The 12,132-nt window shown below is 68.4% G+C and carries 15 protein-coding genes; 8 read left to right on the top strand and 7 right to left on the bottom strand.

Going from position 1 to position 12,132, the window contains the following annotated elements; all coding sequences use genetic code 11:
- Positions 1-70: 70 nt before the first annotated feature.
- Both OG349_RS18210 and OG349_RS18215 read right to left on the bottom strand, forming a co-directional pair.
- Entirely contained in the window at positions 71-1,189 is a 1,119-nt protein-coding gene (locus OG349_RS18210) for a lipid II:glycine glycyltransferase FemX (protein ID WP_161308632.1), read from the bottom strand.
- A 135-nt stretch (positions 1,190-1,324) separates the two neighbouring features.
- Positions 1,325-1,639 carry a hypothetical protein gene (locus OG349_RS18215; protein ID WP_327235622.1) on the bottom strand — a complete coding sequence of 105 codons (315 nt, stop codon included), beginning with the start codon at positions 1,637-1,639 and terminating at the stop codon, positions 1,325-1,327.
- A gap of 270 nt (positions 1,640-1,909) precedes the next feature.
- Here OG349_RS18215 and rpsF point away from each other — a divergent pair, with 270 nt between their 5' ends.
- The 4 genes from rpsF to rplI all read left to right on the top strand — a co-directional run bounded on the left by rpsF (position 1,910) and on the right by rplI (position 3,635).
- Positions 1,910-2,200 (top strand): 30S ribosomal protein S6, encoded by a 291-nt coding sequence (gene rpsF, locus OG349_RS18220; protein WP_073787253.1) that lies wholly within the window; start codon positions 1,910-1,912, stop codon positions 2,198-2,200.
- 77 nt (positions 2,201-2,277) lie between these two features.
- On the top strand, positions 2,278-2,889 hold the full coding sequence (locus OG349_RS18225) for a single-stranded DNA-binding protein (protein WP_327235623.1): 612 nt from the start codon (positions 2,278-2,280) through the stop codon (positions 2,887-2,889).
- Positions 2,890-2,933: 44 nt separating this feature from the next.
- Entirely contained in the window at positions 2,934-3,170 is a 237-nt protein-coding gene (rpsR, locus tag OG349_RS18230; RefSeq protein ID WP_003967857.1) for a 30S ribosomal protein S18, read from the top strand.
- Positions 3,171-3,188: 18 nt separating this feature from the next.
- Positions 3,189-3,635, top strand: a complete 447-nt coding sequence (gene rplI / locus OG349_RS18235) for a 50S ribosomal protein L9 (protein WP_161310987.1) — start codon at positions 3,189-3,191, stop codon at positions 3,633-3,635.
- 96 nt (positions 3,636-3,731) lie between these two features.
- Here rplI and OG349_RS18240 read toward each other — a convergent pair whose 3' ends face one another.
- Positions 3,732-5,069: an MATE family efflux transporter gene (locus tag OG349_RS18240; RefSeq protein ID WP_327235624.1), complete on the bottom strand. Its 1,338-nt coding sequence runs from the start codon at positions 5,067-5,069 to the stop codon at positions 3,732-3,734.
- Positions 5,070-5,491: 422 nt separating this feature from the next.
- On the opposite strand from OG349_RS18240, the gene dnaB reads away from it, so the two are divergent.
- The gene (gene dnaB, locus OG349_RS18245; protein ID WP_327235625.1) at positions 5,492-6,970 is read left to right on the top strand and encodes a replicative DNA helicase; all 1,479 of its coding nucleotides are present in this window, start codon (positions 5,492-5,494) and stop codon (positions 6,968-6,970) included.
- Positions 6,971-6,994: 24 nt separating this feature from the next.
- Complete coding sequence (locus OG349_RS18250) at positions 6,995-7,627, top strand: DUF2461 family protein (RefSeq protein WP_327235626.1); 633 nt, start codon at positions 6,995-6,997, stop codon at positions 7,625-7,627.
- Between the two features lie 98 nt (positions 7,628-7,725).
- On the opposite strand, the gene OG349_RS18255 is transcribed toward OG349_RS18250, so the two are convergent.
- Positions 7,726-8,289, bottom strand: coding sequence for a dihydrofolate reductase family protein (locus OG349_RS18255; RefSeq protein ID WP_327235627.1), 564 nt, complete (start codon positions 8,287-8,289; stop codon positions 7,726-7,728).
- Positions 8,290-8,461: 172 nt separating this feature from the next.
- On the bottom strand, positions 8,462-8,887 hold the full coding sequence (locus tag OG349_RS18260; RefSeq protein WP_327235628.1) for a VOC family protein: 426 nt from the start codon (positions 8,885-8,887) through the stop codon (positions 8,462-8,464).
- A 132-nt stretch (positions 8,888-9,019) separates the two neighbouring features.
- Here OG349_RS18260 and OG349_RS18265 point away from each other — a divergent pair, with 132 nt between their 5' ends.
- Entirely contained in the window at positions 9,020-10,051 is a 1,032-nt protein-coding gene (locus tag OG349_RS18265) for a helix-turn-helix transcriptional regulator (protein ID WP_327235629.1), read from the top strand.
- Here OG349_RS18265 and OG349_RS18270 read toward each other — a convergent pair.
- A complete protein-coding gene (locus OG349_RS18270) occupies positions 10,048-10,425 on the bottom strand; it encodes a VOC family protein (RefSeq protein WP_327235630.1) in 378 nt (125 codons plus the stop codon). The two genes, OG349_RS18265 and OG349_RS18270, sit on opposite strands and share 4 nt — an antisense overlap.
- Positions 10,426-10,471: 46 nt before the next feature.
- Complete coding sequence (locus OG349_RS18275) at positions 10,472-11,377, bottom strand: NAD(P)-dependent oxidoreductase (protein WP_327235631.1); 906 nt, start codon at positions 11,375-11,377, stop codon at positions 10,472-10,474.
- Between the two features lie 93 nt (positions 11,378-11,470).
- Between OG349_RS18275 and OG349_RS18280 the strand changes: the two genes are divergently transcribed.
- On the top strand, positions 11,471-12,091 hold the full coding sequence (locus tag OG349_RS18280) for a TetR/AcrR family transcriptional regulator (protein WP_442806270.1): 621 nt from the start codon (positions 11,471-11,473) through the stop codon (positions 12,089-12,091).
- Positions 12,092-12,132: the final 41 nt, after the last annotated feature.

Consider the following 12,132-nt stretch of genomic DNA (forward strand, 5'->3'; position numbering starts at 1 on the left):
ACGAAAGGATAGGAAGAAACTCGGCCGTCCCGGCGGCTTCACGGAAAACTCCGCCCGTCCGCCGGCACGGTCAGCGACGCGACATGTAGATGTCGAGCGCCTTGTGCAACAACTTGTTCAACGGGAAGTCCCACTCCCCGATGTACTCGACAGCCTCGCCACCGGTACCCACCTTGAACTGGATCAGACCGAAAAGATGATCCGTCTCGTCCAGCGAATCCGAAATACCCCGCAGGTCGTAGACCGTCGCACCCATCGCGTACGCGTCGCGCAGCATCCGCCACTGCATCGCGTTCGACGGCCTCACCTCACGCTTGTGGTTCGCCGACGCCCCGTACGAGTACCAGACATGCCCGCCGACGATCAGCATCGTCGCCGCCGCCACGTTCTCACCCTCGTGACGCGCGAAGTACAGCCGCATACGATTCGGGTCCTCGGTGTTCAGGACACTCCACATACGCTGGAAGTACGAGAGCGGCCGCGGCCGGAAATGATCACGCTCCGCGGTGATCTCGTACAGCCTCTGCCACTCCTCCAGGTCCTCGTAACCGCCCTGGACCACATCGACACCGGCCTTCTCGGCCTTCTTGATATTCCGCCGCCACAACTGGTTGAAGCCCTTGAGGACATCGTCCAGCGAACGATTCGCCAGCGGCACCTGGAAAACATACCGAGGCTGTACGTCACCGAAACCGGCACCGCCGTCCTCCGCCTGCTGCCAGCCCATCTTCCGCAGCCGGTCCGACACTTCGAACGCGCGCGGCTCGATGTGCGTCGCCTCGACATCACGCAGCCGCTTCACATCCGGGTCCTGAATACCCGACTTGATCGCACCCGCGTCCCACCGGCGGATCACCACCGGCGGCCCCATCTTCACCGAGAACGCGCCCTGGTGCTTGAGATGCGCCAGCATCGGCTGCATCCACTCGTCCAGATTCGGCGCGTGCCAGTTCAGCACAGGACCCTCCGGCAGATACGCCAGATACCGCTTGATCTTCGGCAGCTGCCGATACAACACCAGCCCGACACCGACGAGTTGACCGTCCTTGTCAAACCAGCCCAGGTTCTCCGAACGCCACTCCGTCTTCACGTCGGCCCAAGCCGGGACCTGGCAATGACTCGCCGCGGGCAGGCTCTGGATGTACGCCAGATGCTGCTCACGACTGATGGTCCTCAGGGTCAGGCTCATGCGGGGCGCTCCTCGGCAGGTGTGTCCCCATGGATACAGGGGCTCCGGCTCTCGCGCCGAAGCCTACTGCGCCCGTGAAGCGCCCCGACTGGCCGTGCGGTGGAGCGACGGCCGGCCGTGCCGTGGAGCGGCCCGTCAGCCGATCACCCCGCCGAACAGACCACCGTGCGCCATCCCGATGTAGAAGCCGACCGCCGAAGCCCCCAACCCCAGGACCGCCAGAAAACGCTCACGTGTGGTGACCGAGAGGAACTGTGCGCAACCCCCCGCGAGAATCCCCACCAGCCCCGCCCACGACGTGAGCAGATGCAGATGGTGGAAGAACGCGGTTGTCACCGCCAGCACACCCAGCACCCACGCCACCGCGATCAGGCTGTCCTGGAGCGGATGAGGCTTGCCGTCCGTCGAGAAGAGCGAACGGGCCGAGTTCGGTCGCATTGCCTGTGCCATGAGGCACCTCCTGGCTTTGCCGGAAGGCGGCGCACGCCAGCGCCGCACACACCCGATGTGTACAGATTGTGCCCACCCGGGACCGGATTTCAACCGGAAGCCGCTCTGCGGGTAGTCTGTACGGTCTGCACCGGTGTCTGCCCAGGCCAGAACACGATCCCCCGCTCACCGAGCCGGATTGTCAGTGGCGGCCGATACCGTTGCTACGCATCACGACCCTCCTGCCACGGAACGACCGTGGCCGCTGAGTCCAAAGGAGGTGGGTTCCACATGCGTCACTACGAAGTGATGGTCATCCTCGACCCCGATCTCGAGGAGCGCGCTGTCTCCCCGCTGATCGAGAACTTCCTCTCCGTTGTCCGCGAGGGCAACGGAAAGGTCGAAAAGGTCGACACCTGGGGCCGTCGTCGTCTCTCTTACGAGATCAAGAAGAAGCCCGAGGGCATCTACTCGGTCATCGATCTGCAGGCAGAGCCCGCGATCGTCAAGGAGCTCGACCGACAGATGAACCTGAACGAGTCGGTCCTCCGGACCAAGGTCCTCCGCCCCGAGACCCACTGAGCACCTAGCTCACACGTCATCGGGTTCGAGTAGCAGCAGCAAGCAGCCAGAAGCAATCCCCGCCGAGAGGTTCACCCATGGCAGGCGAGACCGTCATCACGGTCGTCGGCAATCTCGTCGACGACCCCGAGCTGCGCTTCACCCCGTCCGGTGCGGCGGTCGCGAAGTTCCGTGTCGCGTCCACACCCCGCATCTTCGACCGGCAGACCAACGAGTGGAAGGACGGCGAAGGCCTGTTCCTCACCTGCTCGGTCTGGCGTCAGGCGGCGGAGAACGTCGCGGAGTCGCTCCAGCGAGGCATGCGCGTCGTCGTGCAGGGCCGGCTGAAGCAGCGGTCCTACGAAGACCGTGAGGGCGTCAAGCGCACGGTCTACGAGCTGGACGTCGAAGAAGTCGGCCCCAGCCTCAAGAGCGCCACGGCCAAGGTCACCAAGACCACCGGCCGCGGTGGTCAGGGCCAGGGCGGGTACGGCGGCGGCGGTGGCGGCGGCCAGCAGGGCGGCGGCAGCTGGGGCGGCGGCTCCGGCGGCGGCAGCCCGCAGGGCGGTGGCGGGGCTCCCGCCGACGACCCGTGGGCCACCAGCGCACCGGCCGGCGGCAGCCAGCCGCCCAGCGGCGGCGGGGGCAACGGCGGAGGCAGCTGGGGCGGAAGCTCCGGCGGCGGCTACTCGGACGAGCCCCCCTTCTAAGGGACCGGCTCGTACCCCACTTCTTGATCAAACAGGAGATACACATGGCGAAGCCGCCTGTGCGCAAGCCCAAGAAAAAGGTCTGCGCATTCTGCAAGGACAAGACCCAGTACGTGGACTACAAGGACACGAACATGCTGCGGAAGTTCATTTCCGACCGCGGCAAGATCCGTGCCCGCCGCGTCACCGGCAACTGCACACAGCACCAGCGCGACGTCGCCACGGCCGTCAAGAACAGCCGTGAGATGGCGCTGCTGCCCTACACGTCCACCGCGCGATAAGGGGAGGGTGACCGAATCATGAAGATCATCCTCACTCACGAGGTCACTGGCCTCGGTGCCGCGGGCGACGTCGTCGAGGTCAAGGACGGCTACGCCCGCAACTACCTGGTCCCGCGCGGTTTCGCGATCCGCTGGACCAAGGGTGGCGAGAAGGACGTCGCGCAGATCCGGCGCGCGCGCAAGATCCACGAAATCGCGACCATCGAGCAGGCCAACGAGATCAAGGCCCGCCTCGAAGGCGTCAAGGTGCGTCTGGCCGTTCGCTCCGGCGACGCCGGCCGCCTCTTCGGCTCCGTCACCCCCGCCGACCTCGCCTCGGCGATCAAGTCGGCCGGCGGCCCGGACGTCGACAAGCGCCGCATCGAACTCGGATCGCCGATCAAGACCCTGGGCTCGCACCAGGTCTCCGTCCGGCTGCACCCCGAGGTCGCCGCGAAGCTCGGCATCGAGGTCATCGCCGCGTAACGCAGCGCTCGACAGAGCACAAGAGAGGGCCGCATCCCACCCGGGGATGCGGCCCTCCCGCCGTTCCACGCGATGTTTCACGTGAAACCGGACATCTCACCGCGTCGCGCCCGTTACCAACCACCGCCCGGAACGCGTCCGCCACCACAACGTCACCAACCGGACCGCCATCATCAGACCCATCGCCCACCACAACGCCGTCAACCCCCCACCCCACGACGGCACCGCCAACGCCACCGGCGCGAACACCGCCAACGTCACCACCATCGCCCCCGCCAGATACCGGCCGTCCCCCGCCCCCATCAACACCCCGTCCAGCACAAACACCACCCCCGAAACCGGCTGCGACACCGCCACCACCAACAACGCCGGCACCAACGTGTCCCGCACCACCTGATCCCCCGTGAACAACGGCACGAACAACGGACGCGCCAACACGATCACCACTCCGAACACCACCCCCGACACGACCCCCCACCGCACCATCCGACGGCACGCCTCCCGCGCTCCCCGAATGTCCCCCGCCCCCAGATACCGGCCGATGATCGCCTGCCCGGCGATCGCTATCGCGTCCAGCGCGAAAGCCGTCAGACTCCAGAGCGACAGAATGATCTGGTGAGCCGCGATATCGGCATCACCCAGCCGCGCCGCCACCGCCGTGGCGATCAGCAGCACCGCCCGGAGCGACAACGTACGGACCAGCAACGGCACTCCGGCCCGCGCACCCGCCCGTATCCCCGCGGGATCGGGACGCAGCGACGCACCGTGCCGGCGCGCTCCCCGTACGACCACCACCAGATAGACGGCCGCCATGCCGCACTGCGCGATCACCGTCCCCCACGCGGAACCGGCGATCCCGAACCCGAAGCCGTAGACGAACAGCGCGTTGAGCGCCGCGTTGGCGCCGAAGCCCCCGACAGCGACGTACAGGGGCGTCCTGGTGTCCTGGAGCCCCCGCAGCACCCCGGTGGCGGCCAGCACCACCAGCATGGCCGGTATGCCGAGGCTGGAGATGCGCAGATACGTGATGGCGTACGGCGCTGCGGTGGGGGAGGCCCCGAACAGGTCGACGAGCCACGGGGCGGCGGGCAGGGTGACGGCGATGACCCCGGCGCCGAGCAGGATCGCGAGCCAGATCCCGTCCATGCCCTGCTGGATGGCGGCCCGGAAATCACCCGCGCCCACCCGTCGGGCGACGGCCGCGGTGGTGGCGTAGGCGAGGAAGACGAAGACGCTCACCGCGGTGGTCAACAGGGCTGCCGCGATCGCCAGTCCGGCGAGCTGACGCGTACCCAGATGGCCGACGATCGCGCTGTCGACCATCACGAAGAGCGGTTCGGCGACGAGCGCGCCGAACGCGGGGACGGCGAGCGCGAGGATCTCGCGGTCGTGCCGGCGGCGGGTCGCCTTGGCTGCCAGAGGGGCCTGTGTCATGCGCTCAATCTAATCTTCCACAGGTAAGAGACGCAAAGGAGCTGTGCTCCTTACTTCGGGCGGGTTCCGGGGCTCGGTCGTGCGTCGTTTGTTCTGATCTTGGTCCAGTCGGGAAAGTTTTTCTCCCCCACAGCCGGTGGACGGAAAAAGCCCAGGTCAGAATGGTTGCGGCGGGGTCTCTATGATTTTGTCCACAGTGCTGTCCCCCGGTCCGTACACAGGATCGGGCAAGTTCTCCACAGCATCTGGTCTCTCGTCCACATGGCCTGTGGATAACAAGATTGGCTGACGTCGCGGACGGGCCTACCGTGGACCGGCGTCCGACGCGCCGGAACCGGAGTCAGGCCTCTCGTTTTGTCAGTGTCGTGCCGTAGAAAGAGTGGCACGGCGAGGTCCGCTGAGCGGACGTGAGGAGGTGGCCGGTGACCATTCCCGAGCCGTTGGACGACCCCTGGACCGACACCGGTCCAAGTGACCGTCTGCCTGTCTCCCGGCAGCGCCGTAGCGAGGGCCGGGGCCGTGAGGAGCAGCACGAGCGCGGTCGGGACGACAGCGCGTGGGACGGCGGATCGACCGGCTTCGAGCGGGTGCCTCCGCAGGACCTGGACGCCGAGCAGTCGGTCCTGGGTGGCATGTTGCTGTCCAAGGACGCGATCGCGGATGTCGTGGAGATCATCAAGGGGCACGATTTCTACCGTCCGGCGCACGAGACGGTCTTTCAGGCGATTCTCGACCTGTACGCGAAGGGGGAGCCGGCCGACCCGATCACGGTGGCGGCGGAGCTGACCAAGCGGGGGGAGATCACGCGGGTCGGCGGGGCGTCGTATCTGCACACGCTCGTCCAGTCGGTGCCGAGTGCGGCGAACGCTTCGTACTACGCGGAGATCGTCCATGAGCGGGCGGTGCTGCGGCGTCTCGTCGAGGCGGGTACGAAGATCACGCAGATGGGATACGCGGCGGACGGGGACGTCGACGAGATCGTGAACTCCGCCCAGGCGGAGATCTATGCGGTCACCGAGCAGCGGACCAGTGAGGACTATCTTCCGCTCGGCGACATCATGGAGGGTGCGCTGGACGAGATCGAGGCGATCGGTTCGCGCAGCGGTGAGATGACGGGTGTGCCGACGGGGTTCACGGACTTCGATTCGCTGACGAACGGTCTGCATCCCGGTCAGATGATTGTCATCGCGGCTCGTCCCGCGATGGGTAAGTCGACGCTGGCGCTGGACTTCGCACGGGCGGCGTCCATCAAGAACAATCTGCCGAGCGTCATCTTCTCGCTGGAGATGGGGCGCAACGAGATCGCGATGCGTCTGTTGTCGGCGGAGGCGCGGGTGGCGTTGCACCACATGCGGTCGGGGACGATGACGGACGAGGACTGGACGCGGCTGGCGCGGCGGATGCCGGATGTGTCGCAGGCGCCGCTGTACATCGACGATTCGCCGAACCTGTCGATGATGGAGATCCGGGCGAAGTGCCGTCGTCTGAAGCAGCGCAACGACTTGCGGCTGGTGGTGATCGACTATTTGCAGCTGATGCAGTCGGGCGGTTCGAAGCGTGCGGAGAGCCGTCAGCAGGAGGTCTCCGACATGTCGCGAAACCTCAAGCTGCTGGCGAAGGAGCTGGCGGTGCCGGTGATCGCGTTGTCGCAGCTGAACCGTGGTCCTGAGCAGCGTACGGACAAGAAGCCGATGGTGTCGGATCTGCGTGAGTCGGGGTCGATCGAGCAGGACGCGGACATGGTGATCCTGTTGCACCGGGAGGACGCGTACGAGAAGGAGTCGCCGCGCGCGGGCGAGGCGGACCTGATCGTGGCGAAGCACCGTAACGGTCCGACGGCGACGATCACGGTGGCGTTCCAGGGTCACTACTCGCGTTTTGTGGACATGGCGCAGACCTGAGCGGGGTGGTTGTAGGGTCCCCGCATGCGCGGACAGTTCACCGGCTGGCCGGAGCAGGCCATGGACGTGTTGTGGCAGCTCCAGGGCGAACCGACCCACGCGACCCGCGAGCGCTGCCGCGCGGACCGCGAACGCCTGGTCCGGCAGCCGATGATCGCCCTTCTCCACGAGGTCGCGGACGCCGACCCCCGGTTCGAGGACTTCTCTGTCTGGCACTACCGCACCGGCTCCTGGTGGTGGCAGCACCAGGGCGCGGTGATCCGGCTCGGCCGCAAGATCGAGATCGGTCTCCGGTTCACCCTGGACGGCCTGCGGATCCAGGGCGCGTGGTGGTACCCCGACCCTGGTCAGGTGGACATGTTCCGCAAGGCCGTGGCCTCCGAGGGGAGCGGCCGCGAACTGTCCGCCATCGTCGAGAACGTGCGGAAGAAGGGCTACGACATCTCCGGGGACATGATGAAACGCCTCCCGCGCGGCTACCCGGCGGACCACCCCCGTACGGACCTGCTGCGCCACCGTTCGCTGATCGCCGCCCGTCCCCTCGGCTGCGAGGAGTGGCTGCACACGGCCGAGGCGGTCGACTGGGTCCTCTCGGCCGCCGCCGACCTGGACCCCCTGCTGATGTGGCTGGTCCGCCACGTGAAGCCCGCCGTCTGACATCGCGAGGGCGCCGCGCGGCATGGGAGGAACCACACTTGTGCTTGCGGGCGCGGGGTCCGGGGCGATACTCCCGCGCGGCGCTCCCGGACGGGCGCTCAGCGCCTCGTCTCGTACCGGGTCAGGATCACGCCGCCGGGAAGCGTCCGTGTCTCCACCAGGTTCAGGTTCACCCAGCTGTCCAGCGTGGTGAAGAACGGCGTGCCGCCGCCCACCAGGACCGGCGCGGTGGCCAGCACGTACTCGTCGATCAGCCCGGCCCGCATGGCCGCGCCGGCGAGCGTCGCGCCGCCGATGTCCATCGGGCCGCCGTCCTCGGCCTTGAGCCGGGTGATCTCGGCGACGGCGTCGCCGGTGACCAGGCGGGTGTTCCAGTCGACCTTGTCGACCGTCGAGGAGAACACCACCTTCGACATGTCCCGCCAGCGGCGCGCGTACTCGATCTCCGCCGGGGTGGCGTTGGGCCGCTGGTCGCCCGTCGGCCAGTGGGAGCTCATCGTCTGCCACAGCTTGCGCCCGTACAGCGACAGGTCGGTCGCCTGCAACTGGTCGGACCAGAACTGGAACAGCTCGTCGCTCGGCACGCTCCACCCGATGTCGTCGCCGGGCGCGGCGATGTAGCCGTCCAGGGACAGGTTCATGCCGTAGATCAGTTTCCGCATGGGGCCGGCCTTCCGTGAGTCGGTCTCATGCTTACAGACCGGCGCGGCGCGGGAAACTCATCGGTGCGTGATCTGAGCCCGCATGTCCCCTCACCGGGTCCATCGGTGAGGGCTGTTGGCGGGCGGGACGGGCGGGGTGCTCGGGCGGCGGGGGTCGCCGCCCGAGCGGTGGTCAGGCCGCGGTGTATTCGGCGGCGACGTCGATGACCCAGGTGACGCCGTAGCGGTCCTTGAGCATGCCGTAGAGGGGCGCCCAGGGGGCGGGGCTCAGTGGCTGGAGGACGGTGGCGTTCTCGGTGAGCTTTTCCCAGTACGTGGTGACCTCGTCGGCCGTTTCGCCGCGCAGGGAGAGGAAGAAGGCGTTCTCGCCCTGGTCCCACGGCCGGCCGGAGGGGACGTCGTAGGCCATCACGTGGAATCCGTTGTCGGCGGTGACCTGGCCCCACATGATCTGCTCCGCCTCCGCCGGCTCCTGGATGTTTCCGGCGTCCTTGTAGGTGACGACGGTCAGGTGTCCGTCGAAGACGGACCGGTAGAAGGTCAGTGCCGCGTGGGCGTCGCCTCGGAAGTTCAGGTGGGTCACCGCGTTGACGGACATGAGGGGCTCCTTGCCTCTGGTGCGGATGGTTGGACGGTCGCGTGGCCGGACGGTCGCGCGTCCCGGTTCGGTGACGACAGTCGCAGCGGAAGCGGTCAGGATGTGGCCGCTTCTCCGGGCAGCATGGAGGCCATGCAGAAGACTTCCGCGCGGCTGCTGTCGTTGCTCTCGCTGCTCCAGGCGCGCCGGGACTGGCCGGGGGCTTTGTTGGCGGAGCGGCTGGACATCAGCCCGCGTACGGTGCGGCGGGACGTCGACCGTCTGCGCGAGCTGGGCTATCCCGTCGTGGCCGCCAAGGGCCCGGACGGCGGGTACCGGCTCGGCGCCGGTACGCGGCTGCCTCCGTTGCTGTTCGATGACGCGCAGGCGGTCGCCCTGGTCATCGCACTCAAGATCGCGAGCACCAGTGGTGCCGGTATCGAGGAAGGCGCGGCCCGCGCGTTGACCACCGTCGAGCAGGTCATGCCCGCCCGGCTGCGGCACCGGATCAGGACCCTGGAGGTGACCGCTGTCGAACGGCCCGTGACCCGTCCGGCCCCGCGGGCCGACAGCACCGTACTGATGACCCTCGGTGCCGCCGTCCACGCCCGGGAAACGCTGCGGTTCGATTACGCGTCCGTGTCCGTGTCCGCGTCCGCGTCTGCTTCTGGGCGGGGCGCCGGGGGCGACGGCGCCGACGCACCTCCACCACGCCGGGTGGAACCTCATCACCTGGTGACCTGGGGCGCCCGCTGGTATCTCGTCGCCTGGGACCTCGACCGTGAGGACTGGCGTACCTTCCGCGCCGACCGGATCACTCCACGCACCCCCACCGGCCCGGGTTTTGTCCCGCGTGAACTGCCCGGGGGTGACGTGGCCGCTTTTGTCGCGGGCAGGTTCCAGGGGGCGGACGGCTCCGCTGGGTGGCCCTGCCGGGGTGAGGTGATCCTCGGGTTGCCCGCCTCCGTCGTGGCGCCGTACGTCCACGACGGAGTGGTCGAGGAGCGCGGGCCGTACCGCTGCCGGCTCGTCCTGGGTTCGTGGTCCTGGCCCGCCCTGGCCGCCGCCGTCGGCAGGTTCGACGCCGACATCGAGGTGGTCGGCCCCGCGGAGCTGAACGAGGCCTTCGCGCGCCTGGCCCGCCGGTACGCGGGCGCCGCGACCGCGCCCGCGGACAGGCCCTAGCTCTCGGCGCGTTCGGCGGCGCTGCGTTCGACGCAGAATTCGTTGCCTTCGATGTCGGCGAGGGTCACCCAGCCTGTGCCGTCGGGGCGGCGATGGTCGGCGTGGAGGGTGGCGCCGAGGGTGAGGAGGCGGTCGACCTCTTCGTCGCGGGTGCGGTCCTGGGGCTGGATGTCGAGGTGGACGCGGTTCTTGGTGGTCTTGGTGTCGGGGACCTGGACGAAGAGCAGTCCGGCGCCTTCGGTGACGACGAGGGCTTCGGGGTCTCCGGGTTTGTCCTCCTCGCTGAGGGAGCCGCCGAGGATCTGGGCCCAGAAGGTGGCGAGGGAGTAGGGGTCGGCGGAGTCGACGGTGACGTGGCGTACGAGTGAGGTCATGGGCGTCACTCTCATCATCGTCGTGGTGGGTGTCCAGCCGTTTTCCCTACGGTGTCCGGTGCTTGAGGTGTTCGACGAGGCTGGTGAAGCTGTCGCGGGCGTGCCCGGCGGTGATGCCGTGGGCGAAGTGGTCCAGGACCGCCGTGGGGAGGGCGGAGTTGACTCCGGCGTCGTGGGTGGTGCGGAGGATGTGTCGGACGCTGGCGGTGCCCATGGCGAGGGTGTCGACGTCGCCGGGGTGGTGGCCGGCGCTGATGCGTGGGGTGTAGAAGGCGGCGAAGCCCGGGAGTGAGGCCATGGTGGACGAGGCGTAGGGGAGGAATTCCTCGGGGGTGATGCCGTGGGCGTCGCCGAGGGCGAGGGCGTGCAGGTAGGCGAGCATCGAGGTCCAGAAGATGTCCATCTGCATCTGGTAGTAGAGGGCGGCGAGTCCGGGGTCCGCGCCGCGGTAGTCGGTGTCGGTGAGGGTCGCGAGGGTGTTCCGGTGTGCCTGGTAGGCGTCTTCGGGGCCGCTGTAGAAGGTGGAGGATCCTGGCTGTCCGATGCCTGAGGGCGGGACCTGTACGCCTCCGGTGAGGTGGCGGGCTCCGTGTGCGGCGGCCCAGCGGGCGGCTTCGCGGGCCCGGTCGGGGGTGTCCGAGCTGAGGTTGACGAGGGTGTGTCCGGGGAGTGCCGCGGTGGCCGGGGTGAGGGTGGCGTACACGGCGTCGTAGTCGGTGAGGCTGAGGATCACCAGTTCGCCGGCGGCGAGTGCGTCGTGGACGGTGGTGGCGCGTACGGCTCCGTGGGCGACGAGGTCGTCGGCCTTGCTCGGGGTTCTGTTCCACACGGTGACGGGGTGGCCGTGGCCGAGGAGGGTGCGGGTCATGGCGCGGCCCATGGGGCCGAGGCCGATGACGGTGACCGCGGGCCTGCTGGTGTGGGTGTCGTACGGGTCGGTCGGTTCGGTCATGGTGATCGCCGGGTCCTCTCTAGAACGAACGCTCTATCCAGGGAGGAACGTAGCACGCACTGGAACGAACGCTCTATCCGATAGGCTGCGGGCGTGAAGACCGAGCCGCACCACAGGACCGACACCGTGCCCGGCCCCGAGGGCGGGGGCCTCGGCACCCGTGAGCGGGTGGTCAGGTCGGCGTCGCGGCTGATGCAGCGTCAGGGGTACGACGGGGCCGGGATCAAGCAGATCGCGCAGGGCGCGGGGGCCACGCTCGGCTCCGTCTACCACTTCTTCCCCGGGGGGAAGCAGGAGCTGGCGGTGGCGGCGGTCCACCACGGCGACCAGGAGTTCGCCGACGTCCTGCGGCGGGTGCTCGGCAGTGAGCCGGACCCGGCGGAGGCGGTGGTCGCCTGTACGCGGAGCCTCGCGGAGAGCCTGCGGGCCTCCGACTGGCTGGACGGCTGTCCGGTCACGGCCACCGCGTTGGGTACGGCCGGCCGCGCCCCGGACATCCAGCTGGCGGCCGCTCAGGCCTTCGAGCGGTGGTCCGGGCTGGTCGCGGACGCGCTGCGGCGGGGCGGCATCGCCGAGGAGGACGCCGCGGACCTGGGCCGTACGGTGATCAGCACGCTGGAGGGGGCGGAGCTGGCCGCCCAGGTGTCCAGGAGCGACGTCCCGTTGACCGTCGCGGGCCGGCATCTGGCGCGGCTCATCAACTCGTACAAGTGATCACATCTCCCGGGACGCGGGGGAAATAGGTCGACCGGACC

This window comes from Streptomyces sp. NBC_01317 (genome assembly GCF_035961655.1).
Lineage (GTDB): Bacteria > Actinomycetota > Actinomycetes > Streptomycetales > Streptomycetaceae > Streptomyces.